The organism is Stappia sp. WLB 29 (assembly GCF_023507705.1).
Classification (GTDB): domain Bacteria; phylum Pseudomonadota; class Alphaproteobacteria; order Rhizobiales; family Stappiaceae; genus Stappia.
This window is the reverse complement of the sequence record NZ_JALBGD010000009.1, coordinates 1-26,556: the sequence shown is the minus strand read 5'-3', so window position 1 is coordinate 26,556 and position 26,556 is coordinate 1. Positions and strand designations below refer to the sequence as shown.

22 protein-coding genes and 2 pseudogenes are annotated in these 26,556 nt (G+C 67.8%); 6 read left to right on the top strand and 18 right to left on the bottom strand.

Translation table 11 applies throughout. From position 1 onward, the window contains the following. Positions 1-247: 247 nt before the first annotated feature. From rpmG to MNI96_RS16260, 11 genes and pseudogenes are all read right to left on the bottom strand, one after another. Positions 248-415: a 50S ribosomal protein L33 gene (rpmG, locus tag MNI96_RS16300; RefSeq protein WP_249694862.1), complete on the bottom strand. Its 168-nt coding sequence runs from the start codon at positions 413-415 to the stop codon at positions 248-250. Between the two features lie 170 nt (positions 416-585). After that, positions 586-1,329 (bottom strand): NUDIX hydrolase, encoded by a 744-nt coding sequence (locus MNI96_RS16295; protein ID WP_249694860.1) that lies wholly within the window; start codon positions 1,327-1,329, stop codon positions 586-588. Continuing rightward, positions 1,326-1,814, bottom strand: coding sequence for a DUF983 domain-containing protein (locus tag MNI96_RS16290; RefSeq protein WP_249694858.1), 489 nt, complete (start codon positions 1,812-1,814; stop codon positions 1,326-1,328). The genes MNI96_RS16295 and MNI96_RS16290 overlap by 4 nt, the downstream gene beginning before the upstream one ends. Continuing rightward, on the bottom strand, positions 1,811-4,045 hold the full coding sequence (gene rnr, locus MNI96_RS16285; protein ID WP_249695206.1) for a ribonuclease R: 2,235 nt from the start codon (positions 4,043-4,045) through the stop codon (positions 1,811-1,813). Before rnr ends, MNI96_RS16290 begins: the two co-directional genes overlap by 4 nt. Positions 4,046-4,131: 86 nt before the next feature. Beyond that, a complete protein-coding gene (gene topA / locus MNI96_RS16280; protein WP_249694856.1) occupies positions 4,132-6,840 on the bottom strand; it encodes a type I DNA topoisomerase in 2,709 nt (902 codons plus the stop codon). 286 nt (positions 6,841-7,126) lie between these two features. Further along, on the bottom strand, positions 7,127-9,274 hold the full coding sequence (gene scpA, locus MNI96_RS16275) for a methylmalonyl-CoA mutase (protein WP_249694854.1): 2,148 nt from the start codon (positions 9,272-9,274) through the stop codon (positions 7,127-7,129). 9 nt (positions 9,275-9,283) lie between these two features. Then, positions 9,284-9,475: a DUF2118 domain-containing protein gene (locus MNI96_RS22105; protein WP_502960355.1), complete on the bottom strand. Its 192-nt coding sequence runs from the start codon at positions 9,473-9,475 to the stop codon at positions 9,284-9,286. A 96-nt stretch (positions 9,476-9,571) separates the two neighbouring features. Next, a pseudogene (locus MNI96_RS22100) lies at positions 9,572-9,853 on the bottom strand (hypothetical protein); the annotation flags it as partial. Next, positions 9,847-11,314, bottom strand: a pseudogene (locus tag MNI96_RS16270) (acetyl-CoA carboxylase biotin carboxylase subunit); the annotation flags it as partial. The pseudogenes MNI96_RS22100 and MNI96_RS16270, both read right to left, overlap by 7 nt. A gap of 37 nt (positions 11,315-11,351) precedes the next feature. Then, positions 11,352-12,884, bottom strand: coding sequence for an acyl-CoA carboxylase subunit beta (locus tag MNI96_RS16265; RefSeq protein WP_067215996.1), 1,533 nt, complete (start codon positions 12,882-12,884; stop codon positions 11,352-11,354). A 43-nt stretch (positions 12,885-12,927) separates the two neighbouring features. After that, positions 12,928-13,491 carry a biotin transporter BioY gene (locus MNI96_RS16260; RefSeq protein WP_249694852.1) on the bottom strand — a complete coding sequence of 188 codons (564 nt, stop codon included), beginning with the start codon at positions 13,489-13,491 and terminating at the stop codon, positions 12,928-12,930. A gap of 220 nt (positions 13,492-13,711) precedes the next feature. On the opposite strand from MNI96_RS16260, the gene MNI96_RS16255 reads away from it, so the two are divergent. The 5 genes from MNI96_RS16255 to MNI96_RS16235 all read left to right on the top strand — a co-directional run bounded on the left by MNI96_RS16255 (position 13,712) and on the right by MNI96_RS16235 (position 17,894). Then, positions 13,712-15,136 (top strand): helix-turn-helix domain-containing protein, encoded by a 1,425-nt coding sequence (locus MNI96_RS16255; protein WP_249694851.1) that lies wholly within the window; start codon positions 13,712-13,714, stop codon positions 15,134-15,136. Between the two features lie 135 nt (positions 15,137-15,271). Next, positions 15,272-15,700 (top strand): MerR family transcriptional regulator, encoded by a 429-nt coding sequence (locus tag MNI96_RS16250; RefSeq protein WP_249694850.1) that lies wholly within the window; start codon positions 15,272-15,274, stop codon positions 15,698-15,700. Between the two features lie 28 nt (positions 15,701-15,728). Next, a complete protein-coding gene (locus MNI96_RS16245) occupies positions 15,729-16,214 on the top strand; it encodes a PaaI family thioesterase (protein WP_249694849.1) in 486 nt (161 codons plus the stop codon). Then, on the top strand, positions 16,207-16,680 hold the full coding sequence (locus MNI96_RS16240; RefSeq protein WP_249694848.1) for a GNAT family N-acetyltransferase: 474 nt from the start codon (positions 16,207-16,209) through the stop codon (positions 16,678-16,680). The genes MNI96_RS16245 and MNI96_RS16240 overlap by 8 nt, the downstream gene beginning before the upstream one ends. Positions 16,681-16,718: 38 nt before the next feature. Beyond that, positions 16,719-17,894, top strand: a complete 1,176-nt coding sequence (locus MNI96_RS16235) for an isovaleryl-CoA dehydrogenase (RefSeq protein WP_249694847.1) — start codon at positions 16,719-16,721, stop codon at positions 17,892-17,894. Between the two features lie 1,308 nt (positions 17,895-19,202). Here MNI96_RS16235 and dprA read toward each other — a convergent pair. From dprA to ruvX, 6 genes are all read right to left on the bottom strand, one after another. Then, on the bottom strand, positions 19,203-20,351 hold the full coding sequence (dprA, locus tag MNI96_RS16230; RefSeq protein WP_249694846.1) for a DNA-processing protein DprA: 1,149 nt from the start codon (positions 20,349-20,351) through the stop codon (positions 19,203-19,205). Then, entirely contained in the window at positions 20,348-20,968 is a 621-nt protein-coding gene (plsY, locus tag MNI96_RS16225; protein ID WP_249694844.1) for a glycerol-3-phosphate 1-O-acyltransferase PlsY, read from the bottom strand. The genes dprA and plsY overlap by 4 nt, the downstream gene beginning before the upstream one ends. A gap of 89 nt (positions 20,969-21,057) precedes the next feature. Next, positions 21,058-22,353, bottom strand: a complete 1,296-nt coding sequence (locus tag MNI96_RS16220; protein WP_249694842.1) for a dihydroorotase — start codon at positions 22,351-22,353, stop codon at positions 21,058-21,060. A gap of 11 nt (positions 22,354-22,364) precedes the next feature. Next, positions 22,365-23,321 (bottom strand): aspartate carbamoyltransferase catalytic subunit, encoded by a 957-nt coding sequence (locus MNI96_RS16215; RefSeq protein ID WP_249694840.1) that lies wholly within the window; start codon positions 23,319-23,321, stop codon positions 22,365-22,367. Between the two features lie 249 nt (positions 23,322-23,570). Further along, a complete protein-coding gene (locus MNI96_RS16210; protein WP_249694838.1) occupies positions 23,571-24,497 on the bottom strand; it encodes an AEC family transporter in 927 nt (308 codons plus the stop codon). After that, positions 24,494-25,021: a Holliday junction resolvase RuvX gene (gene ruvX, locus MNI96_RS16205; protein ID WP_249694836.1), complete on the bottom strand. Its 528-nt coding sequence runs from the start codon at positions 25,019-25,021 to the stop codon at positions 24,494-24,496. Before ruvX ends, MNI96_RS16210 begins: the two co-directional genes overlap by 4 nt. A 120-nt stretch (positions 25,022-25,141) precedes the next feature. Between ruvX and MNI96_RS16200 the strand changes: the two genes are divergently transcribed. Beyond that, complete coding sequence (locus tag MNI96_RS16200) at positions 25,142-25,849, top strand: metal-dependent hydrolase (protein ID WP_249694834.1); 708 nt, start codon at positions 25,142-25,144, stop codon at positions 25,847-25,849. 177 nt (positions 25,850-26,026) lie between these two features. Here the strand turns inward: MNI96_RS16200 and MNI96_RS16195 are convergent. Next, a partial coding sequence (locus MNI96_RS16195; protein WP_249694832.1) for a hypothetical protein occupies positions 26,027-26,556 on the bottom strand: 530 nt, incomplete at its 5' end.

The following is a 26,556-nucleotide window of genomic DNA, read 5'->3' as shown; positions in this document are numbered from 1 at the left end:
GGAAAGTTCAGGTCCGCCGCATCTCCTGACACCGTGGGCCTGATCGGCGTCCCTCCGGGTTTGGAGTGGCCTCCTCGTGGCCCGCCGGGACGCCGATCGCCTTTCGCTCAGCATCTCCATCTCGGCAGGTCCCGACGTATGGCGCTCTCGCCCCAGGCAACGGGATGCGTCTTCGTCTCCGGCGTGCGGACGCAAAAAAGGCCCCCGAAGGGGCCTTTGCCGGCAGTGCCGATGCGAGCGCTAGATCTTACTTGATCTTGGCTTCGCGGAACTCGACATGCTTCTTCGCGACCGGGTCGTACTTCCGCTTGACCATCTTCTCGGTCATCGTGCGGGAGTTCTTCTTGGTCACGTAAAAGAAGCCGGTGTCGGCCGTCGACAGCAGCTTGATCTTGATGGTGGTCGCCTTGGCCATCGTTCTTGTCCTTGCACTAGTGTCCGGCCGTACGTCGGAGCCTCCGTCTTTTCGGAGAAGACGCTCCACCGGTTGATCTTGGGAAACTGAGCGCGCAACATACGTCCCGCGCGCCCAAAGTCAAGCGGGAAGGCGTCGGCCATCCCTGGTTTCGCGCGCCGATCCGCGCGTCAGATCTCCTCGCGCAGGAAGCCCTTGCCGCGCCAGTAGTAGAAGGGCACCGGATGGGCCGGGTCGAGCTCGGGATCGTCGGCAAGCCGCGCCTGCAGTTCCTCGATGATCGTCAGCGTGATCGTCGGCAGTTCCAGCGACTTGGCCTCCTCCAGCGTCAGCCAGTGCACGTCCTCCAGCTCGCCCGAGGGACCGGTGCCCGACGGCAGGCGGTCGGCCACCGCATCGGCGAAAACGGCCAGAAACCGCGTGTCGAAGCGGCGCGGCCGGCGGGGAGGGGTGATCGCGCGGGCAATCAGGCGCACCGGCGACAGGTCCGGCAGCAAGCGCCGGTCGGAGAACGCGGCCATGTCGCCGCTGCCCTGCCAGGCGAGCTCGCTGGGCGTGCCGACCAGCAGTCCGGCCTCCTCGTAGGTCTCGCGTACGGCGGCGACGGTGAAGGCGCGGGCGCGGGCCTGCGTCTTGGGTCCCTTCATCGCATGGACCAGCTTTTCGGCGACGCCGGGATGATAGTCGCCGGCGACCGGCACGCGGCTGTCGGCCGGGTCGACCCGGCCGCCGGGAAACACGAACATGCCGGGCATGAACCGGTGCCGCATGTGGCGTCGCCCCATCAGCACGCGGTGATTTCCGTCCTCCCTGCGGTCGAGCACGAGCAGCGTCGCGGCATCCTTCGGCCGCAGGTTCGGGTTGTTCGTCTGCCGCTCGGCCTCGGACAGCCGGCGCACCAGGAACTCGTTCATGTGCGCGGGCCGTCTCCGCCGAAGTCGTAGGCCGGCTCGTCGTCACCGATGGCGTTCGGGTCGAAGCCGTGCATGTAGTTGGCCCATTGCAGGCCGATCAGCGCGCCCTTGATCGGCGGCAGGCAGGCCAGCGTCATGATGACGATCAGCGGCAGCCATAGCACCGTGTGCAGCCACATCGGCGGTACCATCGCCATCTCGACCGCCAACGCGATCGGCAGCACCACGTGGCCGACCACGAAGATCGTGAAATAGGGCGGGGCGTCGTCGGCACGGTGGTGGTGCAGCTCCTCGCCGCAGGAAGCGCAGACCGGCTCGACCTTCAGGTACTTGCCGTAGAGGCGCCCCGTTCCGCAGGCCGGACAGCGCCCTTTGGCGCCGAACATCATGGCGCGGCCGACGTCGCGCTTCGGCTTGGCAGTCGCAGCTGCGGCCGCAGGGATTACGCCCGCCAGCTCGGGCGAGCCTGCATAGGTGACTGTCATTTCCGCCGTCCTTTCGAGGGCCGTCCTTTCGGGGAGCGGCCGGCGCCGCCGCTCTTGTGCTTGCGGTTGCGCTCCATGGTGCGCTCGCGCGCACTCCGCCTCTTGTGATAGTGACCTTCGCTCAAAAGTTCAAACCGCAGGGCGCCTGCATAAGGGGCTGCCTCGACCAGTCGGACCTCCACCCGGTCCCCGAGAGAGTAGGTTTCCCCTGTGGTTCTGCCGCTCATCGAATGCGACGATTCGTCGTAATGGTAGTAGTCGTCGCCGATCGTCGAGGCGGGCACGAAACCGTCCGCGCCGGTGTCGTCGAGGCGGATGAACAGGCCCGACTTGACGACGCCGGAGATCCGTCCGTTGAAACGGGTGCCGACCTGGTCGGCCAGCCACAGGGCGATCAGCCGGTCGACCGTGTCGCGCTCGGCCAGCATCGCCCGGCGCTCGGCGGCGGAGACATCGGCGCCGATCATCTCCAGCCGGCCCTCCATTCCGTCCGGCAGCCCGTCGTCGCCCAGCTTCAGCGCCCGGATCAGGCCGCGATGGACGATGAGGTCCGCATAGCGGCGGATCGGCGAGGTGAAGTGGGCGTAGCGGCGCAGGTTGAGGCCGAAATGGCCGATGTTCTGCGGCGAATATTCCGCCTGGGCCTGGCTGCGCAGGATCACCTGGTTGACCAGTTCGGCCTCGGGCGTTCCCACGACCTTTCTCAGGATGCCGTTGAACGCCGCCGGGCGCAGGCCGCCGCCGGAGGCGAGGCGGATGCCGAGCGTCCCCAGGAACTCCTTCAGCGCTTCCAGCTTCTCCGGGCTCGAGGCGTCGTGGACGCGGTAGAGCAGGGGCACGCCGTGCTGCTCCAGCGTCTCGGCCGCCGCAACGTTGGCCTGGATCATGAACTCCTCGATCAGCTTGTGCGCGTCGAGGCGGGCGGGCACGTAGACGCCGTCCACCGTGCCGTCCGGCTTCAGGCGGATCTTGCGTTCCGGCAGGTCGAGGTCGAGCGGCTCGCGCGCCTCGCGGCCGCGCTTCAGGCACGCATAGGCGGCCCAGAGCGGCTTCAGGATCTCCTCCAGCACCGCATCGGCGACGATGCCCGGCTCGCCGTCGATGGCCGCCTGTGCCTTGTCGTAGGAGATCTTCAGCGCCGAGCGCATCATCACCCGGTGGAAACTGTGGCGCAGCTTGCGCCCAGCCTTGTCGAAGACCATGCGCACGGCCATGGCCGGGCGGTCCTCGCCTTCCTTCAGCGAGCACAGCCCGTTGGACAGCGCCTCGGGCAGCATCGGGATCACCCGGTCGGGGAAATAGACCGAGTTGCCGCGCAGATGCGCCTCGCGGTCGAGCGGCTCGCCCGGGCGCACGTAGTAGGCGACATCGGCGATGGCGACGGTGGCGACATAGCCGCCACCGTTGGCCGGGTCCTCGTCGGCGACCGCATGCACGGCGTCGTCGTGGTCCTTGGCGTCGGCCGGGTCGATGGTGATCAGCGGCAGCTTGCGCCAGTCCTCGCGGCCCGACATCGTCGCGGGCTTGGCGTTCTCCGCCGCCTCGATCACCCGGTCGGGGAAGTCGTGCGGGATGCCGTGGGTGTGCAGGGCGATCTCGGAGACCGCCATTTCCGAATGCATGGCGCCGATGCGGCGGACGATGCGCCCGCGCGGCAGCCCGTAGCGGCCGACCTTGGTGACCTGCGCGCCGACCAGGTCGCCGTCTGCCGCGCCCTTGAGATCGCTGGTGTCGATCTCGAGTTCCTTCTGCTTGCGGTCGATCGGCTCCAGGAAGGTGCGTCCGCGCGCCTGGCGCAGGATGCCGAGGACGCTGGAGGCCTGGCGGTCGAGCAGCTTGATGATGCGGCCCGCGCGGGTCGCCTCCTCGCCGGCCGGGTCGCCGGTCAGGCGCACCAGCAGCCTGTCGCCGAGGCCGGGCGCGCGCATATCGGACTTGCGCGGGTCGGGCAGGACCAGGATGCGCGGGGCGGTGCCGTGCTCGTCCTCGTCCCAGCTGGCAGGCTCGGCCAGCAGCTCGCCGTCGCTGTCGCGGCCGGTGACCAGCACCACCAGCACCGGCGGCAGGTCGCCGGGGCGCGACAGGCGCTTCTGCCGCTTTTCCAGCAGCCCGTCGTCGGCCATCTCGCGCAGCAGGCGCTTCAGGTAGATGCGGGCGCCGCCCGTGATGCCGAAATGGCGGGCGATCTCGCGCTTGCCGGCCATGCCGGGATTGTCGGCGAGGAAGGCCATGATTTCGTCACGGCTCGGCAGCTCCGCCGCGCCCTTGGTCTTTTCGCCCTTTTTCGCCGTGCGCGGACGTTTCGGCCCTTTTGTGCTCAAGCAGCGCCATCCGCGGCGGCGCTCGCCTTTTTCGGCTTCGCTGCCGTCTTCTTCGCGGCGGGCTTCTTCGCGACCGCCTTCTTGGCCGCCGGCTGCTTGGCGTCCGCCTTCTTCGCCGCTGGTTTCTTGGCAGGTGCCTTCTTTGCGCCCTTGCCCGACTTGCCGGCCTTGGCGTTGACGATCTCGATCGCCTCTTCCAGCGTCACCGACATCGGGTCCTTGCCCTTGGGCAGGGTGGCGTTGACCTTCGCCCACTTCACGTAAGGCCCGTAGCGGCCGTCCTGCACGGTGATCGGCCCGCCGTCCGGATGCGCGCCGAGCTCCTTCAGCGGGGCTGCCCCGGCGCGGCCGCGCGAGGTCTTGGCCCGCTTCTGGGCGAGCGCGTCGACGGCGCGGTTGATGCCGACGGAGAACACCTCGTCGGCGCTTTCCAGGTTGGCATAGGTGCCGTCATGCAGCACGAAGGGGCCGTAGCGGCCGATGCCGGCGGAGATCGTCTTGCCGTCTTCGGGATGCGGGCCGACCTCGCGCGGCAGCGACAGCAGCTGCAAGGCCTTGTCGAGATCCATGTCGGCGACCTGCCAGCCGCGTGGCAGCGAGGCGCGCTTGGGCTTGGCCTCCTCGCCGAGCTGCACATAGGGGCCGAAGCGGCCCGAGCGCAGCGTCACGTCGAGGCCGGTCTCCGGATCCTGGCCGAGCAGCTTCGGGCCGTCGGCGATTTCCGCCTCGCCGTCCTCGCCGCCGCCTGCCGACAGCTGGCGCGTATAGCCGCAATGGGGCGGGTTCTCGTTGGGAACCTTCCCCTCCAGCTTGTCCTTGTCGTAGTTCGAGCAGCCGACGAACGCGCCGAAGCGGCTGACCTTCAGCGACAGGCGGCCGGCGCCGCAGGCCGGGCACTTGCGCGGATCATCGCCATTGCCCGTGTCGGGAAAGACATGGGCGGCCAGCATCTCGTTCAGCGCTTCCAGCACTTCTGAAACGCGCAGGTCCTTGGTGTCGTGCACCGAGCCGGAGAAGTCCTTCCAGAAATCGCGCAAGACGTCCTTCCACGACAGTTCGCCGGCCGAGATGCGGTCGAGCTTTTCCTCCAGCGCCGCCGTGAAATCGTATTCCACGTAGCGGTTGAAGAAGCTTTCCAGGAACGCGGTGACGAGCCGGCCCTTGTCCTGCGGGATCAGGCGCTTGCCGTCGAGATGCACATAGTCGCGGTCGCGCAGGGTCTGCAGCGTCGAGGCATAGGTCGAGGGACGGCCGATGCCGAGCTCTTCCATCTTCTTCACCAGTGTCGCCTCGGTGAAGCGGGCAGGGGGCTCGGTGAAGTGCTGCGCCGTCTCGATGGACTGGCGCTCCACCTTCTCGCCCTCGGTCATCGCCGGCAGGCGGCGGGCGTCCTCGTCCTCCTCGTCGTCGCGGCCCTCCTGGTAGAGGGCGAGGAAGCCGTCGAAGCGCACGACCGAGCCGGTGGCGCGCAGGGTCGCCGGGCCGCCGGCGCCGCTCGCGTCGATATCGACCGTGGTGCGCTCCAGCACGGCGGATTCCATCTGCGAGGCGATGGTGCGCTTCCACACCAGCTCGTAGAGCCGGGCGGCATCGGGATCGAGGTAGCGGGCGACGTCCCGCGGGCGGCGGGTCAGATCGGTCGGACGGATCGCCTCGTGCGCCTCCTGGGCGTTCTTCGCCTTGGAGGAATAGTGGCGCGGCTTCTCCGGTACGTAAGTGTCGCCGTAGTCCTTGCCGATCACCTTGCGGGCGGAGGCGATGGCCTCACCGGCGATCTGGACGCCGTCGGTACGCATGTAGGTGATGAGGCCGACGGTCTCGCCGCCGATATCGGCGCCTTCATACAGCTTCTGGGCGATCTGCATGGTGCGGGCGGCCGCGAAGCCGTATTTGCGCGAGGCTTCCTGTTGCAGCGTCGAGGTGGTGAAGGGCGCGGCCGGATGACGGCGCTGCGGCTTCGATTCAACGCTTGCGACCTTCAGCGAGGCAGCGCGCAGGAACGAGGCGATCTTGTTGGCCTGCTCCTCGTTGGCAATGTCGAGGCGGCCGAGCTTCTTGCCCTCGAAGGCGGCGATCCGCGCCTGGAAGGTGGCGCCGCCCGCCGTCGTCAGGTTGGCCAGCACCGACCAGTATTCCTGGCGCACGAAGCGCTCGATCTCCGCCTCGCGGTCGCAGACGAGACGCAGGGCGACCGACTGCACGCGGCCGGCCGATCGGGCGCCCGGCAGCTTGCGCCACAGCACCGGCGACAGGGTGAAGCCGACGAGATAGTCGAGCGCGCGGCGGGCCAGGTAGGCGTCGACCAGCGGCTCGTCGAGCTCGCGCGGGTTGGCCATCGCGTCGAGCACGGACTTCTTGGTGATGGCGTTGAAGACGACGCGCTGGACCGGCTTGTCCTTCAGCGCCTTCTTCTGCCGCAGCACCTCGAGCACGTGCCAGGAAATCGCCTCTCCCTCGCGGTCGGGGTCGGTTGCGAGGATCAGGCGGTCGGCATCCTTGACGGCGCGGACGATGTCGTTGAGGCGCTTCTGAGACTTCGCATCGACATCCCAGGTCATTGCGAAATCTTCGTCGGGCAGTACCGAGCCGTCCTTGGCGGGCAGGTCGCGGACATGGCCGTAGGAGGCGAGGACTTGATAGTCTGAGCCAAGATACTTGTTGATGGTCTTGGCCTTGGCCGGCGATTCCACGATGACGATATTCATGAGACCCCAAACAGGAAAACGGGTGCGCCGACCCGTCCGGACGGCGCCTTGCAGCGGATACGGTCTGCGCGACTGACGCGGGACGATCCCCCAAATGCATGGCCGCTGTCAAATGACCTTTCCGGCAGGGCGGGTCAAGGGTCGCCGCAGAAATCGCCGCGCTATTGCTGCGAAGGGATAAGACGGGAAGGGGTCTTGCGCCGGTTTTTCCGGCAGCGGGCGCACGGCGCGGCGCGCCCTGAAGCGAGAGGCGCGGCGGGCCGGAAAGGCCCGCCGTTCCTGGAGCTTACGCCACGTTGCGGCGGCGGCCGGCGATCAGGTCGAGCACCGAACGGGCGGCATCGAGCACGTTGGAGCCGGGGCCGAAGATTGCCGAGACGCCGGCATCCTTGAGGAACTGGTAATCCTGACGCGGGATCACGCCGCCCACCACGACGATGATGTCGGAAGCGCCGCGCGCCTTCAGCGCCTCGACCAGCTGCGGGGCCAGCGTCTTGTGGCCGGCGGCGAGCGAGGACATGCCCACCACATGCACCTTGTTCTTCACGGCAAGGTCGGCCGCCTCTTCCGGCGTCTGGAACAGCGGGCCGGCGATCACGTCGAAGCCGATGTCGCCGAAAGCCGAGGCGATCACCTTGGCGCCGCGGTCGTGGCCGTCCTGTCCCAGCTTGGCGACGAGCACGCGCGGCGTCTCGCCCAGCGAGGAGGCGAAGTCGGAGAGCCGCTGCACCAGCGTCTCGTATTCCGGCTCGCCCTCATAGGCCGGGCCGTAGACCTGGCGCACCACCTTGGGCTCCGCCTCGTGGTCGCCGAAGGCCTCGCGCAGCGCATCGGAAATCTCGCCGAGCGTGGCGCGGGCGCGAGCCGCTTCCACCGCCGCTTCCAGGATGTTGCCCTCGCCCGTACGGGCGACCTCGCGCAGTGCGTCGAGGGTCTCCTGCGCGCGCTGGGGATCGCGCTGGCGCCGCGTGCGCTCGATGCGGGCGATCTGCGAGTCCCGCACCGCCTTGTTGTCGATGTCGAGGATCTCGATGTCGTCCTCGTTCTCCAGGCGGAACCTGTTGACGCCGACGATCACCTCGTCGCCGCGGTCGACGGCGGCCTGGCGACGGGTCGCGGCCTCCTCGATCATCCGCTTGGGCAGGCCCTTTTCGACGGCCGCCGTCATGCCGCCCTCGGCCTCGATGCGCTCGATGATCTCCCAGGCGCGGGTGGCGAGCTCATGGGTCAGGCTCTCCACGTAATAGGAGCCGGCCAGCGGGTCGACGACCTTGGTCACGCCCGTCTCGTGCTGCAGGATGAGCTGGGTGTTGCGGGCGATGCGCGCGGAGAACTCCGTCGGCAGGGCGATGGCCTCGTCGAAGGAGTTGGTGTGCAGCGACTGGGTGCCGCCGAGCGCCGCCGACATCGCCTCGAAGGCGGTGCGCACGATGTTGTTGTACGGGTCCTGCTCCTGCAGAGACACGCCGGAGGTCTGGCAGTGGGTGCGCAGCATCAGCGAGGAGGCCTTCTTCGGCTGGAACTCCTTCATGATGCGCGACCACAGCAGGCGCGCGGCGCGCAGCTTCGCCGCCTCCATGAAGAAGTTCATGCCGATGGCGAAGAAGAAGGACAGGCGCCCGGCGAAGGCGTCGACGTCGAGCCCCTTCTTCAGCGCGGCGCGCACGTATTCGCGCCCGTCCGCCAGGGTGAAGGCCAGTTCCTGCACCAGGGTCGCCCCGGCTTCCTGCATGTGGTAGCCGGAAATGGAGATGGAGTTGAACTTCGGCATCTCCTTCGCCGTGTACTCGATGATGTCGGCGATGATCCGCATCGAGGGCTCGGGCGGGTAGATGTAGGTGTTGCGGACCATGAACTCCTTGAGGATGTCGTTCTGGATGGTCCCGGAGAGCTTGGCCCGCGGCACGCCCTGTTCCTCGCCCGCGACGATGAAGTTGGCGAGGATCGGGATCACCGCGCCGTTCATGGTCATGGAGACGGAGATCTGCTCCAGCGGGATGCCGTCGAACAGGATCTTCATGTCCTCGACGCTGTCGATGGCGACGCCCGCCTTGCCGACATCGCCGACGACGCGCGGATGGTCGCTGTCGTAGCCGCGATGGGTGGCAAGGTCGAAGGCGACCGAGACGCCCTGCTGCCCGGCGGCGAGCGCCTTGCGGTAGAAGGCGTTGGATTCCTCGGCCGTGGAGAAGCCCGCATATTGCCGGATCGTCCAGGGACGGCCGGCATACATGGTTGCGCGGGGGCCGCGCAGGAAGGGCTCGAAGCCGGGCAGGGTGCCCAGGTGCCCGATCCCTTCCAGGTCCTCCTCGGTGTAGAGCGGCTTGACCGGGATGCCCTCCGGCGTCTGCCAGACGAGGTCCTGCGGATCGCTGCCCTTGAGCTCCTTCGAGGCCAGGTCCATCCAGTCGCGAACGGTCTTCTTCTCGGTCATGACCCGCTCCTATTCGAATTCCATGATGATCTCGTCGACGGCGAGGCTGTCGCCCGGCTTGGCGGCGATGGTCTTGACCACGCCCTTGCGCTCGGCCTTCAGCACGTTCTCCATCTTCATCGCCTCGACCGTGGCGAGCGTCTGGCCGGCCTCGATCGTCTGGCCTTCCTCCACCGCGATGGACACCACCAGGCCCGGCATCGGGCACAGCAGCATCTTCGAAGTGTCGGCCGGGATCTTCTCCGGCATCAGCCGCGCGGCCATCGCCTGGCGCGGGGTGAGGCAGGACAGCACCACCTCGGCGCCGCGCCGGCGCAGGCGGAAACCTTGCAGCGTCGGGTCGACCTTCACCGCCAGCGGCCGTCCGTCGATGCTCGCCTCGATGAGCGGCGTGCCCGGCTTCCAGTCGCCGAGAGATACCTTGCGCGGGGCCGACAGCGCCGTGCCGTCCGCGTCCTCGCGCGCGGCGGCCGTGTAGCTGCCGTCGCCGTTCTGCGTGATGGCGACCGGAAACTCCTCGCGCTCCACCACGATGGTCCAGTTCGGCCCGATCACCCGGCGGTGGTTGTCCATGGCGCCGCTGATCTGCGTTGCCCGGGTCTCCGACACATGGTTGCAGGCGGCGGCGACCGCGACAAGCTCCTCAAGCGCATCGCCCGCCGGCGTCACGCCGGCAAAGCCTTCGGGATATTCCTCGGCGATGAAGGCGGTGGTGATGGCGCCGGTGCGGAAGCGCGGATGGTCCATCACGGCGGAGAGGAAGGGCAGGTTGTGGCCGATGCCCTCCACCTCGAACCGGTCGAGCGCGTCGGCCATGGCGTCGATGGCGTCGATGCGCTCGGGGGCCCAGGTGCACAGCTTGGCGATCATCGGGTCGTAGAACATCGAGATCTCGCCGCCCTCGAAGACGCCGGTGTCGTTGCGCACGATGGTGCCGTCCTCGCGCTTCCCTTCCTGCGGCGGGCGATAGCGGGTCAGCCGGCCGATCGAGGGCAGGAAGTTGCGATAGGGATCCTCGGCATAGAGCCGGCTTTCCATCGCCCAGCCGTTCAACTTCACATCGTCCTGGGTGATCGACAGCTTTTCGCCGGCGGCGACGCGGATCATCTGCTCGACGAGGTCGATGCCGGTGATCAGCTCGGTCACCGGATGCTCCACCTGCAGGCGGGTGTTCATCTCCAGGAAGTAGAAGTTGCGGTTGCCGTCGACGATGAATTCGACCGTGCCGGCCGAGGCGTAATTCACGGCCTTCGCTAGCGCCACGGCCTGCTCGCCCATGGCCTTGCGGGTCGCCGCGTCGAGGAAGGGCGAGGGCGCCTCCTCGATGACCTTCTGGTTGCGGCGCTGGATCGAGCATTCGCGCTCGCCCAGATAGATCGTGTTGCCGTGGCTGTCGGCCAGCACCTGGATCTCGATATGGCGCGGCTGGGTGACGAACTTCTCGATGAAGATGCGGTCGTCGCCGAAGGAATTGGCCGCCTCGTTCTTCGACGACTGGAAGCCCTCGCGCGCCTCCGCGTCGTTCCAGGCGATGCGCATGCCCTTGCCGCCGCCGCCGGCGGAGGCCTTGATCATCACCGGATAGCCGATCTCGCCGGAGATCTGCACCGCCTCGTCCGCATCCGCGATCAGGCCCATGTAGCCCGGCACGGTGGACACGCCGGCTTCCGCCGCCAGCTTCTTGGAGGTGATCTTGTCGCCCATCGCCTCGATGGCCGAGGCCGGCGGACCGATGAAGGCGACGCCCTCCTTGGCCAGCCGCTCGGCGAATTCGGCGCGCTCCGACAGGAAGCCGTAGCCCGGATGCACCGCATCGGCGCCGGACGCGCGGATCGCGTCCATGATCTTGTCGATGACGATGTAGGACTGGTTGGCCGGCGGCGGGCCGATATGGATCGCCTCGTCGGCCATCTTCACATGCAGCGCATCGCGGTCGGCGTCGGAATAGACGGCAACGGTCTTTATGCCCATCTTGCGCGCGGTCTTGATGACCCGGCAGGCGATCTCGCCGCGATTGGCGATCAGGATTTTCTTGATCATTTTTCTGTCGGTCCCGTTCGTGGGTCTGCGGCGCGGATCACAGCGGAATGTTGTCGTGCTTCTTCCAGGGGTTGGAGAGCTGCTTGTTGCGCAGCGTCGCCAGCGCCCGTGCGACCCGCCGGCGGGTCGAGTGCGGCATGATCACGTCGTCGATGAAGCCCTTCTCCGCCGCCACGAACGGGTTGGCGAAGCGGTCCTCGTATTCCTTGGTGCGCGCGGCGATCTTCTCCGGGTCGCCCAGTTCGGAGCGGTAGAGGATCTCGGTCGCGCCCTTGGCGCCCATCACCGCGATCTCGGCCGTCGGCCAGGCATAGTTGATGTCCCCGCGGATATGCTTGGACGACATCACGTCATAGGCGCCGCCATAGGCCTTGCGGGTGATGACGGTGACCTTCGGAACGGTCGCCTCGCCATAGGCGAAGAGCAGCTTGGCGCCGTGCTTGATGACGCCGCCGTATTCCTGGCTGGTGCCGGGCAGGAAGCCGGGCACGTCGACCAGGGTCAGGATCGGGATGTTGAAGCAGTCGCAGAAGCGCACGAAGCGCGCGGCCTTGCGCGAGGAGTTGATGTCGAGCACGCCGGCCAGCACCATCGGCTGGTTGGCGACGACGCCGACCGTCTGCCCCTCGATGCGGATGAAGCCGGTGACGATGTTGCCGGCATAGTTCTCCTGGAGCTCGAAGAAGTCGCCCTCGTCGGCGATCTTCACGATCAGCTCCTTCATGTCGTAGGGCTTGTTCGGATTGTCCGGGATCAGGGTGTCGAGCGAATTGTCGATGCGCGCCGGATCGTCGAAGAACGGGCGGACGGGCGGCTTCTCGCGGTTGCTGGACGGCAGGAAGTCGATGAAGCGGCGCAGGGCGATCAGCGCCTCCACGTCGTTGTCGAAGGCGCCGTCCGCGACCGAGGACTTGCTGGTATGGGTCTTGGCGCCGCCCAGCTCCTCGGCCGTCACCACCTCGTTGGTCACCGTCTTCACCACATCCGGGCCGGTGACGAACATATAGGACGTGTCGCGGACCATGAAGATGAAGTCGGTCATCGCCGGCGAGTAGACCGCCCCGCCCGCGCAGGGGCCCATGATCATGGAGATCTGCGGCACCACGCCCGAGGCCATGATGTTGCGCTGGAAGACGTCGGCATAGCCGGCGAGCGAGGCGACGCCTTCCTGGATGCGGGCGCCGCCGCTGTCGTTGAGGCCGATCACGGGGGCGCCGTTCTTCATCGCCATGTCCATGATCTTGCAGATCTTCTGGGCATGGGTCTCGGACAGGGAGCCGCCGAACACGGTGAAGTCCTGCGAGAACACGTAGACCATGCGGCCGTTCACCGTGCCCCAGCCGGTGATGACGCCGTCGCCCGGCATCGAGGTGTCCTGCATGCCGAAATCCACGCAGCGGTGGGTGACGAACATGTCGTATTCCTCGAACGAGCCTTCATCGAGGAAGATCTCGACGCGCTCGCGCGCCGTCAGCTTGCCCTTGGCATGCTGTGCCTCGATGCGGCGCGTGCCGCCCGCAAGACGGGCGGCGGCGCGGCGGTTTTCCAGTTCCTGCAAAATTTCCTGCATGGCCGGCCTTTCGGGCTCTGGGGGCGTTGTGCTCTGTGTGCGATCAGCGGGCGCGGGCTCGCACCAGCGCGACGGCGATGGCGGCGGCGAGCAGCGACTTGACGATACCGCCGATGACGAAGGGATAAAGCCCCAGCGCCAGGATCGGCTTGTCGAAGCCGATGACCGCGCCGAGCCACAACAGGCCGGGCACGAAGACGACGGCCTGGGCGACGAGCGAAGCCGGGATCGCCTGCCACAGGCTGCGGGTCCAGCCGCGCTCGGCGAAGACGCCGGCAAGCCAGGCCGAGGCGAGGAAGCCGAGGAGGAAGCCGCCGGTCGGGCCCATCATGTAGGCCAGGCCGATGCCCTTGGCGGGCGTATCGGCGAAGACCGGCAGGCCGGCCGCGCCCTGCAGCAGGTAGGCGGCGACGGCCGCCGCGGCGAGGCGCGGGCCGAGCGTGAAGCCCAGCACCAAGAGCGCCAGCGTCTGCATGGTCATCGGCACCGGGTAGAACGGCACGCTGACCTTGGCCGAGGCGGTGAGCAGCAGCGAGCCGGCCAGCGCGATGGCGAGCGAGCGGACGAGGCTGCGGGTCGTGGTGGCGGCGGCGAAGTTGCCGGACATGGCGTTTCCTCCTGAATGCCGCGGGCGGGCCGGAGTGGCGGAGCCCGCGGATGCAAATGCACTGTGCGCCGATATGCGCGGCGTTTGCGAGTTCGCTACTCCTTTTCCGCAGCTTGCGGGAGAGTTGAAAAAGCTGCAAAGCGAATTTAATCTGTTTGCAAACTTCAGTTTGCGAATTTGCAAATATCTCCAGCAAGGCCCCCGCCATGAAGAGCGTGCCATGAAGAAGCTGTTCCTCGGCCGCCAGATCCGCAGCCTGCGCGAGAAGGCCCAGCTGACGCAACGGGATTTTGCCGAGCGCCTCGGCCTGTCGACCAGCTATGTCAACCAGCTGGAGAACAACCAGCGTCCGGTTTCCGCGCCCGTCCTGCTCACCCTGTCGGAGCGCTTCGGCCTCGACCTTGCCTCGCTTTCGGTCGACGACGACGACCGGCTGATCGCCGCCCTGCAGGAAGTGTTCGCCGATCCGGTGCTGGCGGGCGCCGCGCCCGGCCTGCAGGAGGTCAAGATGGTCAGCCAGAACGCGCCGGACTTCGCCCATGCCTTGGTGCGCCTGCACCAGGCCTATCGCCAGATGGGCGAGCAGCTGGCTCAGTTCGACGACAGGCTGGCCCGCGACGAGGGACTCGCCCGGCCGACCCCGTACGAGGAAGTGCGCGACTTCTTCCATTTCGAGAACAACTACATCCACGAACTCGACCTCGCCGCCGAGGATCTGGCGACGCGCCTGTCGCCCTCGGGGCGGATCTTCGCCCGCGACCTCGCGCAATATCTGGAGGACCGGCACGGCATCGCCGTCGAGCGCCGGCGCGCGGGCACGGGGGGCGGCTCGGGGGAGGGCACCATCCGCCGTTTCGACCGGGAGCAGCGCCGGCTCTATCTCAACGAGGCGCTGCCCGAGGCCACCATCGTCTTCCAGCTCGCCCACCAGATCGCGCTGCTGGAGGCTGGCGACATCGTCGAGACGGTGGTGGCGCGGGCGCGGTTCCAGACCCCGGATGCGGCGCAGGTCGCGCGCATCGGCCTTGCCAATGCCTATGCCGGCGGGCTGGCGCTGCCCTATCGCGCCTTCCTGTCGGCCGCGCAGGAGACGCGCCACGATCTCGATCTCATCGCCGACCGGTTCGGCGCCAGCCTGGAGCAGGTGGCGCATCGCCTCTCCACCATGCAGCGGCCGCGGCTGAAGGGCATTCCCTTCTTCTTCGCCCGGGTCGATAGGGCTGGCAACATCACCAAGCGCCACTCGGCCACCAAGCTGCAGTTCGCCCGCTTCGGCGCCGCCTGTCCCTTGTGGAACGTGCACCGCGCCTTCGAGAGCCACGGGGCGATCATCCGCCAGCTCGCCGAGACGCCGGACGGCTCGCGCTACATCTCGCTCGCCGCCCATGTGGTGAAGAAGTCCGGCGGCTACAGCGGCCCGGTGCTGCACTATGCCATCGCGCTGGGCGCGGAGATCGCCCATGCCCGCGACATCGTCTATTGCGACGATCTCGACCTCACCCGCGAGGCCGCGTTCGAGCCCATCGGCGTCTCCTGCCGCATCTGCGAGCGGCTGACCTGCCCGCAGCGCTCCGTGCCGCCGCTCAACCGGGCGATCTCCATCGACAGCGACGACCGCCGGCTGGTGCCTTACGCGATCCGCTGACACGGGAGCCTGTGCGGCGCGCGAAACTCGTTTCATGCTGAAATTATTTCAGTATAAATCCTTGTATTAATTTACCTAAATATATCCTGTTGACTGGAACGTAAACGTCATGCAGGGTTTTCTGCGGAGGAGGCCATGCAGCCCTATTACACCATCACCCAGCTGACGCAGGAATTCGGCGTGACCACACGCACCTTGCGCTTCTACGAGGCGGAGGGCTTCCTCAAGCCGACGCGGCGCGGGCGCCAGAGGCTCTACAAGCCCGGCGACCGGACGCGGCTGAAGCTGATCCTGCGCGGCAAGCGGCTCGGTTTCACCCTCGCGGAGATCCGCGACATCATCACCATGTACGACAAGTCGCCGGGCGAGGCGGGCCAGCTGCAGCTGCTGCTCCAGCGCATCGAGGGGCGGCGCGCCGAGCTGATGGCCAAGCGCCACGACATCGACCTGACGCTGGCCGAGCTCGACGAGGTGGAGCAGGGCGCCCGCGCCCGTCTCGGCGAACTCGGGCCGATGAGCGACCTGTTCTCCGCCGCGGCCGCGGCGACGAAGGGCGGGAAATGACCAGGCGGGCCATCGACGGGAGGACGGGATGACGCAAATTGCAGAACGGGCGGGAGGCAAGGTGCGGCGGTTCGAGCCGCGCGATCCCGCATGGCGGGACCGGGTCGCGGCGAGTTTCGCCCGCCAGGCGTTCATGACCGAGACGTTGGGCGCCACCATCGACCGGCTGGAGCCGGGCGAGGTCGACCTTGCGGTGGCCTTCGCGGACGGCCTGGTACAGCAGCACGGCTATTTCCATGCTGGCGTCACCACGACGCTTGCCGACACCGCCGCCGGCTATGCCGCCCTGTCGCTTTACCCGAAAGGTTTCGGCGTGCTGACCACCGAGTTCAAGATGAACCTGCTCAATCCGGGCCGGGGCGCGCGCCTCGTCGCCCGCGGGCGGGTGATCAAGCCGGGGCGCACGCTCACCGTCACCGCCTCCGACGTGTACGGCCAGACGCCGGGCGAGGAGGACATCCACATCGCCACCGGGCTTTTCACCATGATCGCGCTGGAGGGGCTGAATGACTGATGTACAGGGCGGGGCCGGGCAGACCGTCATCCGCCGCCTGATGCCTGCCGACCGCGCCGCCTGGGAGCCGCTCTGGCAGGCCTATCTCGCCTTCTACCGGCAGGAGCTTCCGGCTAGCGTCACCGATGCGGTCTTCGCGCGGATTTCCGGCGACGGCGCCCATGACGGGCTCGTCGCCGAGCGCGGCGGGCGGCTGGTCGGCTTCGTGCATTACGTGGTGCAGGAGACGACCTGGTCCATCGCGCCGACCTGCTACCTCGAAGATCTATATGTCGACGAGACCTTGCGCGGCGGCGGCGTCGGCCGCGCGCTGATCGAGGGCGTCTACGGGGCGGCCCGCCGGCTCGGCTGCCGCTCGGTCTACTGGCAGACCCATGACGACAATGCCCGCGCCCGCCGGCTCTACGACCAGGTCGCGGTGCTGAGCCCCTTCGTGCGCTACGACCACGTGTTTTCGCAGGACTGAGGCGCCGCGCGCCGCCTGCCCATTTTCGGAGACGACCCATGATCCGCAACGACTTCCCCTCCTTCAACTTCAACCTCGGCGATACCGCCGACATGCTGCGCGACAGCGTCCGCTCCTTCTCGCAGGACGCCATCGCCCCGCTCGCCGACCGCATCGACCGCGAGGACTGGTTCCCGCGCGAGGAGCTGTGGCCGGCCATGGGCGAACTCGGCCTGCACGGCATCACGGTCGAGGAGGAGTGGGGCGGCTCGGGCCTCGGCTATCTCGAGCACTGCATCGCCATGGAGGAGGTGAGCCGCGCCTCCGCCTCCATCGGCCTGTCCTACGGCGCCCATTCCAATCTCTGCGTTAACCAGCTGCGCCGCTGGGGCACCAAGGAGCAGAAGTCGCGCTATCTGGCCAAGCTGATCACCGGCGAGCATCTCGGCGCACTGGCCATGTCGGAGCCGGGGGCCGGCTCCGACGTCGTGTCGATGAAGCTGCGCGCCGCCAAGCGCGGCGACCGCTACATCCTCAACGGCACCAAGATGTGGATCACCAACGGCCCGGATGCCGACACGCTGATCGTCTATGCCAAGACCGATCCGTCCGCCGGTCCGAAGGGCATCACCGCCTTCCTCATCGAGAAGGATTTCAAGGGCTTCTCCGTCGCCCAGAAGCTCGACAAGCTCGGCATGCGCGGCTCGCTCACCGGCGAGCTGGTGTTCGAGGATTGCGAGGTGCCGGAGGAGAACGTGCTCGGCGAGGTCGGCAAGGGCGTCAACGTGCTGATGTCCGGCCTCGACTACGAACGCGCGGTGCTGGCGGCCGGCTGCATCGGCATCATGCAGGCGGCGATGGACGTGGTCATTCCCTACATCCACGAGCGCAAGCAGTTCGACCAGCCGATCGGCACCTTCCAGCTCGTCCAGGGCAAGATCGCCGACATGTATGTCTCGATGAACGCCAGCCGCGCCTATGTCTATGCGGTGGCGCAGTCCTGCGACCGCGGCGAGACCACGCGCGAGGACGCCGCCGGCGCCATCCTCTACGCGGCCGAGAACGCCACGAAGATGGCTCTCGACGCGATCCAGCTGCTCGGCGGCAACGGCTATATCAACGAGTATCCGACCGGTCGGCTGCTGCGCGACGCCAAGCTCTACGAGATCGGCGCCGGCACGTCCGAAATCCGCCGCATGCTCATCGGCCGCGAGATCTTCAACAAGACCGCGTAAGCGGCAGGGGGCGGCATGCCGCCCGCTCCCCCAACACGCCTGTCATGCCGGACCACGGGACGCGGCAACGTCACCCGCGTGACCCGCATCCGGAAATCAGCCGCGGGCGGCAGCCCGCGCTTGCGCGCAGCCTTGCCTCCGCCCTTCGGTGATCATCCCTCCGCCGTCGCCCCCACCCTCGGCCGTCACCCCGGCCAAGCGCAGCGCGCGCCGGGGGCCATTCGTTCCCGGAGCGGCAGCGAGAGTGCTCCGACGCGCGCCCACGCCCCGCCTGTCGTCCCGGTTTCGGCGCAGCCGACGACCGGGATCCAGTACCCCCGAACGGTTCTGCTCGAGCCCCGGCGTTGCCGCGCGTGCCCCTCGCCGAGGTTGGGGTGCCGCCTTCGCAAACCTGCCCGCTCTCGCGGATTCTGGACGCCTGCCTGCGCAGGCGTGACAGCCGACTGTGGAGCGGGCACCTGACCACCCCACACCCGCCGAGGGTGAAATTCGTTCCCGGCCCGGCGCGGGCGCTCCGTCCGAGAGAGCAAGCGACGACTCACCCTGTGGTTGTCCTCCGCCTCGGCTGCGCGCGGTCCGGCGTGAAACCCGTGCTGCAACCTGCCGGAAACCGGGCGCTGTGGCTGCGATAGCTGCCTCGCGGCGGCGGACCGTGGAAAGTCGGGGCGAAAGATCCGTAAAACTGCTCAAGCCGCGGGCAGGTCACGCGAATATCGCGCCGCGTCCTTGCCAGCCATCGTTTTTGACGTGTACTATGATTGTATAAAATCAATGGTTGTATAAATCTTCCGTGACGCCTCGTCAGGCCAACAACCGGGTCACACAATGCCGATAGATCCCCAGAATGACCGCTCAGAGGCAGCTCGCTACTGCGCTCAGATCTGCCGTGAGCTAAGAGACCTAGCATCCAATAATGAATTGGAATTCCTCGCATATTTGCTTGAAATGGCGCGGGTCGAAGCCTTCGACAGGCATGCGGAGATGGAGCGGTCCGGAGCGGGGAAAGCCGCAAGGCGGTGAGCCACATCACAGGTTGCATTCCCGTTTGCATATCTATCGCGCAACCGGGTCGCCTCTTGTGGTTGAAATTTTGGTTGTGCTTTCTATGAGTACAATCTTTGGCGGTTTTATACCCCCTGGAACGAATGACGATGCAGCGGGCGAAACGCGGCAGCGGCATTCGGACGGGCAGGAGCGATGGGCGGGAGCGGGGGCATGCGCAGCACATATGACGCGGCAAGGCTCGTGCCCTGAGGACGGCTCGCCCCTGCCGGTCCGCCTGCCGTGTTCGTGCCGCGGCGCCCTCGCTCAGCGCCCGTCGATCAGGCTGATGCGCTGGCCGCGATGGCGCTCCAGCCGCCCGGCAAGTTCCAATTCCAGCAGGATCACATGGACGACACGCGCGGGCAGGCCCGTGTAGCGGATCAATTCGTCCACCTCGACCGGTGCCGCGCCCAGGGCGGAGAGTACGCGGCCGCGGTCGCTGTCGCCCACATCCGGCGGCGGAACCGGGCCGCTGCCCGCCCCCGGTTCCTCGATGTCGATACCGGGGGTCTCCTCCGCCATGCGCCGCGGCCCGAGGCTTTCCAGCACGTCGGCGCCGCTCGTCACCAGCGTCGCGCCGTCGCGGATCAGCCGGTTGCCGCCTTCCGAGCGCGGGTCGAGCGGCGAACCCGGCACCACGAAGACCTCGCGGTTCTGTTCCGCGGCAAAGCGCGCGGTGTGCAGCGAGCCGGAGCCGCGCGCCGCCTCGATCAGCACCGTTGCCAGCGACATGCCGGAGATCAGCCGGTTGCGGCGGGGAAAGTCGCGGGCGCGCGGCTTCCAGCCGAAGGGCATCTCGCTGACGACGGCGCCGTCCCGGGCGGCGATGTCGTGATAGAGGTCGCGGTTTTCCGGCGGATAGATGATGTCGACGCCGCCGGCCAGCACCGCCGTCGTGCCGCCCGCAAGCGCCGCCCGGTGCGCGGCCGCGTCGATGCCGCGCGCCAGCCCCGAGACGATGGTGTAGCCGCGCGCCGACAGGTCGCCGGCGATCTCGCTCGCGATCTTCTGTCCGGCCAGCGAGGCGTTGCGCGCGCCGACCATGGCGATGGCGGCGCTCTCTGCCAGCCGGTCGTCGGAGCCGAGCACCGAGATCAGCGGCGGCGCTCCGTCGACATGGCGCAGCAGCGGCGGATAGCCGTGTTCGCCGAGCGCGCGCAGGCGCCCGCCGATCCGCGCAAGCGCCTCGATCTCCTGCTCGGCCTCGCCTTGTGAGGCGATGCGGATGGTGCGCTTGCCGCCGCGGCGGGACAGCTCGGGCAGGGCGGCGAGCGCCGCCTCGGCCGAGCCGGTGTGGTTGATCAACTCGCGGAAGGTGACCGGGCCGACATTCTCCGAGCGGATCAGGCGCAGCCAGGCCAGGCGCTGGCGGTCGGAGAGGGCGCGACCGCGCCCGGTCGCGCCTGCGCTCATCCCTTCTGGCCGATCCGGCCTTCGGTGCCCTTGATCAGGCGGCCGATATTCTCGTGATGCTTGGCCCACAGGATGAGCGAGAGCAGCGCCATCAGCTCGGCGATCTGCGCCCGGTCGAAGACGAACCACAGCAGCAACGGGGTGGCAAGGCTGGCCACCAGGGCGGAAGCGGAGGAGTAGCGCGTGACGACAGCGACCGCGACCCAGATCGCGGCGAAGGCGAGCGCGGCCGGCCAGTAGAGGCCGGGCAGCACGCCGAGATAGGTGGCAACACCCTTGCCGCCGCGAAAGCGCAGCCAGACCGGGAATAGATGGCCGATAAAGGCGCCGAAGCCGGCGATTACCGCCGGGTCCGGCCCGCCGTAGCGGCTCGCCACCAGCACCGCCACCGTGCCCTTCAGCATGTCGCCGAGAAGGGTGAGGGCGGCCAGGTGCTTCTTGCCGGTGCGCAGCACGTTGGTGGTGCCGATATTGCCGGAGCCGATCTTGCGGATGTCGCCCTGGCCCGCCAGCCGCGTGATGATCAGCCCGAAGGGAATCGAGCCCAGCAGATAGCCGAAGACGAGCGCAGTCAGGTAGTAGGGCCAGGCGAGGGCCCAGCTGATCGGATCGGGCAACGTGCAGCCTCCGGTTGCAGCAACGACGTAACTCTAGAACATCGGATCGAAAAGGGAAATCCGGTTTTCCGCAGCGGCGTGCGCCGGTTTCAGGGCGTCACGATCTTTCCTGCGACGATGGTGTGCAGTACCTCGCCGGAGAAGCGTGCATCCTCGAACGGGGTGTTCTTGGAGCGCGATTTCAGCCGCGTCTTGTCCAGCACCCAGGGCCGGTCGGGATCGAACACGACAACGTCGGCCGGGGCGCCCGCGGCAAGACGGCCGGCCTCCAGGCCCAGCCGGCGGGCCGGGTTGCAGGTCATCGCCGCGAGCAGGGTGGCAAGGCCGATCTCGCCGGAATGGACGAGGCGCAGGCCGGCGGCCAGCAGCGTCTCCAACCCGATGGCGCCGTCCGCGGCCTCGGCGAAGGGATGGCGCTTGGTCTCCACGTCCTGCGGGTCGTGGCCCGAGACGATCACGTCGATGGTGCCGTCGGCGAGCGCGGCGATCATCGCCTGGCGTTCGTCTTCCGAGCGCAGCGGCGGCGACATCTTGAAGAAGGTCCGGTAGGGGCCGATGTCGTTCTCGTTCAGCGTCAGGTGGTTGACGGTGATGCCGCAGGTGACGTCGAGGCCGTCCGCCTTGGCCCGGGCGATCGCCTTGGTGCTCTCGGAGCAGGAGACCGACTGCGCGTGGTAGCGCCCGCGCGTCAGCGCGGCGAGCCGCAGGTCGCGCTCGACCATGATGATCTCGGCCTCGCGGGGGCTTGCCGGCAGGCCCTTCCAGCTCGCCGACAGGCTTTCGTTGACGACGCCGGCGCCGGCCAGCGCCGGGTCCTCCGTGTGGTGCACCACCAGCGCGCCGAAGTCGCGGGCATAGGTCATCAGCCGGCGCATGATGCCGGCATGGGTGACCGAGCGGTGGCCGTTGGAAAAGGCGACCGCGCCGGCTTCCTGCAACAGGCCGATCTCGCTCATCTCCTCGCCGGAAAGACCCTTGGTCAGCGCGGCGAAGGGATGGACGTTGACGCAGGCCGTGTCGCGGGCGCGGCGCAGCACGAAGTCGACCAGCGCCGGGTCGTCGATCACCGGATCGGTGTCGGGGGAAGTGACGATGGTGGTGACGCCGCCGGCCGCCGCCGCCTGGCTGGCGCTGGCCAGCGTCTCGCGGTGCTCGGCGCCGGGCTCGCCCACGGTGACGCCCATGTCGACGAGGCCGGGGGCGACCACCGCGCCGGCGACGTCGATCACCTCAGTTCCCTCCGGGGCGCCCTGGTTCTGCGCCGCCGGTCCTGCGGCGGTGATGCGTCCGTTCTCGATCAGCACGCTGCCGGGCGCGTCGAGGCCGCTTGCCGGGTCGATCACCCGGGCGTTCGTGAGGAGGATCGGGCTCTGCGGGTTTGCCATGGCCGGGCTCCTCACTTGTTCGGCAGATGGGCGGCGAGCGCCTCGAGAACGGCCATGCGCACGGCAACGCCCATCTCGACCTGCTCGCGGATCAGGCTCTGCGGCCCGTCGGCGATTTCCGGGTCGATCTCCACGCCCCTGTTCATCGGGCCGGGATGCATCACCAGCGCGTCCGCTGCGGCCGCCGCCAGCTTGTCGCGGTCGAGGCCGTAATAGCGGAAATACTCGCGCACGGAAGGAATGAAGGCGCCCTGCATGCGCTCGCGCTGCAGGCGCAGCATCATCACGATGTCGGCGCCGGCCAACCCCTTGCGCATGTCCTGGAACACTTCCACGCCCATCTGGGCGATGCCGTTCGGCAGCAGCGTCGAGGGGGCGACGACGCGCACCCGCGCGCCGAGCGCGTTCAGCAGGATGATGTTGGAGCGGGCGACCCGCGAATGCAGGATGTCGCCGCAGATCGCCACCGTCAGCCCGGCGATGCCGCCCTTGTGGCGGCGGATGGTCAGCGCGTCGAGCAGCGCCTGGGTCGGGTGCTCATGCGCGCCGTCGCCGGCATTGACCACCGAGCAGCCGACCTTCTGCGCCAGCAGGTGCACTGCGCCGGCGGCGTGGTGGCGCACGACGATGATGTCGGGATGCATGGCGTTCAGCGTTGCCGCCGTGTCGACCAGCGTCTCGCCCTTCTTCACCGAGGACGAGGCGACCGACATGTTCATCACGTCGGCGCCGAGCCGCTTGCCGGCGATCTCGAACGAGGACTGGGTCCGCGTCGAAGCCTCGAAGAACAGGTTGATCTGGGTCCGGCCGCGCAGCACGGCCTTTTTCTTCTCGACCTGCCGGCTGATCTCGACGGCGGCTTCCGCCTGGTCGAGCAGCGCGACGATCTCGTTGGGCTGCAGGCCCTCGATGCCGAGGAGGTGACGGTGCGGATAAAGCTCCGCGAGGGGGGGATGATGAGCGCTCATTAAAGCCAACCCTATAGGCGCTTCCTTGGCCCGGCTCAAGCGCGGCGAGGCGTTCTCCACCGGCAGGGGGCATTGAGCCGAAACGCGCGCCCGCGTGACAGATCGAAACGCGCTCCCACTCGGCAGATCGAAACGCGCTCCCGCGAGCCAGATAGTGTGGGTTTCGAGAACCGGAGCGCAGCGTACATTCAGGTACGTGAGCACGGTGAGCGCAGAAAACCGCGCTAGATGGCCGTGGGAGTGCGTTTCCTAATGCGCGAGCAACAGGGCCAACGGCATGGTGATGGCCGCCAGCACCGTCTGCATGGTCAGGATCTCGGCCATCAGCGGCGCATCGCCCCCCATCTGGCGGGCGAGCAGGTAGGAGTTGCCGGCCGACGGCACGGACATGGCGATGATCACCGCCGAAAGCGCCGGCCCGTCCAGCCCCAGCAGCAGGGCGAAGGCGACGCCGAAGACCGGCATCACCGCGAGCTTGAGCACGGTCGCGGTGGCGAGCGCCGGGCCGGGGCGGCGCAGGGCGGCAAGGTTCAGCCCGGCGCCGACGCAGACGATGCCGATGGGCAGCGCCGCATTGCCGAGGATCTGCAGCGTCGAATCGGCAAAGCGCGGCAGCGGCACGCCCGCGACGTTGAGCACCAGTCCGAGGGCGGTCGACCAGATCAGCGGGTTTTTCGCCAGATCCAGCGCGATGCGGCCGGCGCCCGGCGGCGAGCCGCTGGCGAAGCGCGCGAGCACCAGCACGTTGACGATGTTGAGCAGCGGGATCATCGCCACCACCGCCACCGCCAGCAGGGCGACACCCTCGCGGCCCAGCAACTCGTCGGCGATGGCCAGCGCGACGAAGGTGTTCCAGCGCGTCGCGCCCTGAAAGATCGAGCTGAAGCGCGGCCCGTCGACGCCGAATCGCGTCTTGAGGAGAGGTTGCAGCGCCAGCGCCAGCGCCGACATGGCGAAGATCGACAGGACCAGCGCCGCGCTCATGCCCAGGGCCGGGATCGCCATGAAGTCGGTCTGCACGACCGTACGGATGATCAGTGCGGGGAACAGCAGGAAATAGGCGATCTTCTCGATGCCGCGCCACTGGTCGCCGGTGATCAGGCCCATGCGCGCGACGATGTTGCCGGCGGCGATCACCAGCAGCACCGGAATCAGCGCATTGAAGACGCCGTTCATGGCCGCCCGTCGTCGGGGTCGTCGTACGGCCTGTCGTCCTGCTCGTCGAGGCTGCCATAGGTCAGGCGGTCGAGCAGGCCCTGCAGGATGTAGGAGGCGGCCATCTTGTCGACCAGCTCGGCCCGGCGGGCGCGGGAGCGGTCAGCGTCGATCAGCGTGCGGGTGACGGCCGCCGTCGACAGGCGCTCGTCCCAGGCGGTCATCGGCATGTCGGTCAGCGCGGCGAGATTGCGGGCGAAGGCGCGGGTCGCCTGCACGCGCGGACCTTCGGTGCCGTCCATGTTGAGCGGCAGGCCGAGCACCAGCCCGCGCACCTCGTGTTTGCGGCAGATGTCGAGCAGGGCGGCGGCGTCGACGCCGAACTTCTTGCGGCGGATCGTCTCCAGCGGCGAGGCGATGCCGCGGCCGAGATCGGACAGGGCAAGCCCGATGGTCTTGGTGCCCAGATCGAGACCGATCAGGCGTCCGATGCGGGGGAGGCGCGCTGCGAAATCTTCCAGCGCAAGGAGAGGGTCGCTCGACATCCTGCGGCTTTAGCACGGCGCGGCAGGGGCGAACAGCTCCGGGATTGCCGTTTGCCGACAAGCGGCTAGATTCCGGCGGGACAGTTCGCCCACCAGTTTCGTCTCAAGGGGACCCCCATCATGAAGCTCACCTATCTCGGCCATGCCGCGTTCCGCGTCGAAATTCCCGGCGCGATCCTCCTCATCGACCCGTTCCTGAGCGGCAATCCGTCCTTCCCCTCCGACATGACCGTCGAGAAGGCCAGCGAGGGCGTCACCCACATCCTGCTCACCCACGGTCATGACGACCACACCGGCGACACCATCGCCATCGCCAAGGCGACGGGCGCGCAGGTGACGGCGAATTTCGAGGTCTCCATGTGGGTCCAGTCGCAGGGCCACGAGAACATCAACCCGATGGGCTGCGGCGGTACGGTCGATGTCGGACCGTTCGCGGTCTCGCTCACCCAGGCGCATCACACTTCGTCCTCGCTCGCCGGCGGCTGGCCGCCGGTCTATATGGGCCAGCCGAACGGCCTGATCGTGCGGGCCAAGGACCAGCCGACCCTCTACCACATGGGCGACACCGACATTTTCGGCGATATGGCGCTGGTGAACGAGCTCTACGCGCCGAAGGTCGGCATCGTGCCCATCGGCGATCGCTTCACCATGGGCGCGCGCACGGCCGCGCTCGCCTGCCGCCGCTTCTTCGACTTCGACACGGTCATCCCCTGCCACTTCGGCACGTTCCCGATTCTCGACCAGTCGGCGGATGCCTTCGTGCGGGAAATGGGCGACCAGGGCTCGCGCGTGAAGGTCACCGCCCCCGGCGCCTCGCTGGAGGTCTGAGGGGGAGACCTTGCATCCCCTCTGCCGTCACCCCGGCCAAGCGCAGCGCGCGCCGGGGCCTATTGGCTGCCAGAGCGGCTGTGGGGACACAGAACCCTCTCCTTGCGTTCTCCCGGACGGCGCGTCAGCGCCGAGCCGGGATCGGAGTGCCGAGGGCCTGTCGGTTAGCTCGCCGCCCTAATTCGCGCGGACCTTCTGGATTTCGCAATCGGACGGCGGGGACGGGCCCCAGAACCCGTAGTCGAGCCAGCAGGACATGACGATGTCCGTGTGGTTCTCGATTTCCAGCTTCATGAAGATGTCGTGGTGAACGAGCTTGCAGGTTCCGGATGCGGTTCTGCCCGTGCGATCCGGCATCGCGTTGACCATCTCGCCGCAGCGCGCTTCGGCAATCTCGATGCTGGCCTGGTAGAGCTTCTTCTGAAAAATGAAAAACCCCGAAATCAGGCCCAGGGCCAGCAGGGTTATGACGATGTTCTTGAGCAACGGCCTCTCCGTGCCTGAAAAATACTGTCGACTCGCAATATGCTCGCGATGATCTCGATCATCATTGTGATCGCAGTACGGCAGGAGCGCTCCCGGCGGATACCGCAAGCGCCGTGCCTCTCCGGTTCCGGCTCGCGCTTCGCTTGGCCGGAATGACGCATGGGGAGGCCGAAGCAAAAAACATCCGTCGAAGATGCCAATGGTTCCCGGCTCTCCGGCTT

What these genes read in the sequence shown, in the direction of transcription:
- MNI96_RS16215 (WP_249694840.1), bottom strand. Translation starts at nt 23,321, where the DNA reads ATGAGCGCTCATCATCCCCCCCTCGCGGAGCTTTATCCGCACCGTCAC.
- MNI96_RS16210 (WP_249694838.1), bottom strand. Translation starts at nt 24,497, where the DNA reads ATGAACGGCGTCTTCAATGCGCTGATTCCGGTGCTGCTGGTGATCGCC.
- ruvX (WP_249694836.1), bottom strand. Translation starts at nt 25,021, where the DNA reads ATGTCGAGCGACCCTCTCCTTGCGCTGGAAGATTTCGCAGCGCGCCTC.
- MNI96_RS22105 (WP_502960355.1), bottom strand. Translation starts at nt 9,475, where the DNA reads ATGCCGGGCCTGGTGGTGTCCATCGCGGTGGAGGAAGGCCAGACGATC.
- MNI96_RS16290 (WP_249694858.1), bottom strand. Translation starts at nt 1,814, where the DNA reads ATGACAGTCACCTATGCAGGCTCGCCCGAGCTGGCGGGCGTAATCCCT.
- dprA (WP_249694846.1), bottom strand. Translation starts at nt 20,351, where the DNA reads ATGAGCGCAGGCGCGACCGGGCGCGGTCGCGCCCTCTCCGACCGCCAG.
- MNI96_RS16240 (WP_249694848.1), top strand. Translation starts at nt 16,207, where the DNA reads ATGACTGATGTACAGGGCGGGGCCGGGCAGACCGTCATCCGCCGCCTG.
- MNI96_RS16220 (WP_249694842.1), bottom strand. Translation starts at nt 22,353, where the DNA reads ATGGCAAACCCGCAGAGCCCGATCCTCCTCACGAACGCCCGGGTGATC.
- MNI96_RS16200 (WP_249694834.1), top strand. Translation starts at nt 25,142, where the DNA reads ATGAAGCTCACCTATCTCGGCCATGCCGCGTTCCGCGTCGAAATTCCC.
- MNI96_RS16295 (WP_249694860.1), bottom strand. Translation starts at nt 1,329, where the DNA reads ATGAACGAGTTCCTGGTGCGCCGGCTGTCCGAGGCCGAGCGGCAGACG.
- rnr (WP_249695206.1), bottom strand. Translation starts at nt 4,045, where the DNA reads ATGGCCTTCCTCGCCGACAATCCCGGCATGGCCGGCAAGCGCGAGATC.
- MNI96_RS16245 (WP_249694849.1), top strand. Translation starts at nt 15,729, where the DNA reads ATGACGCAAATTGCAGAACGGGCGGGAGGCAAGGTGCGGCGGTTCGAG.
- MNI96_RS16235 (WP_249694847.1), top strand. Translation starts at nt 16,719, where the DNA reads ATGATCCGCAACGACTTCCCCTCCTTCAACTTCAACCTCGGCGATACC.
- MNI96_RS16250 (WP_249694850.1), top strand. Translation starts at nt 15,272, where the DNA reads ATGCAGCCCTATTACACCATCACCCAGCTGACGCAGGAATTCGGCGTG.
- rpmG (WP_249694862.1), bottom strand. Translation starts at nt 415, where the DNA reads ATGGCCAAGGCGACCACCATCAAGATCAAGCTGCTGTCGACGGCCGAC.
- scpA (WP_249694854.1), bottom strand. Translation starts at nt 9,274, where the DNA reads ATGACCGAGAAGAAGACCGTTCGCGACTGGATGGACCTGGCCTCGAAG.
- MNI96_RS16260 (WP_249694852.1), bottom strand. Translation starts at nt 13,491, where the DNA reads ATGTCCGGCAACTTCGCCGCCGCCACCACGACCCGCAGCCTCGTCCGC.
- MNI96_RS16265 (WP_067215996.1), bottom strand. Translation starts at nt 12,884, where the DNA reads ATGCAGGAAATTTTGCAGGAACTGGAAAACCGCCGCGCCGCCGCCCGT.
- MNI96_RS16255 (WP_249694851.1), top strand. Translation starts at nt 13,712, where the DNA reads ATGAAGAAGCTGTTCCTCGGCCGCCAGATCCGCAGCCTGCGCGAGAAG.
- topA (WP_249694856.1), bottom strand. Translation starts at nt 6,840, where the DNA reads ATGAATATCGTCATCGTGGAATCGCCGGCCAAGGCCAAGACCATCAAC.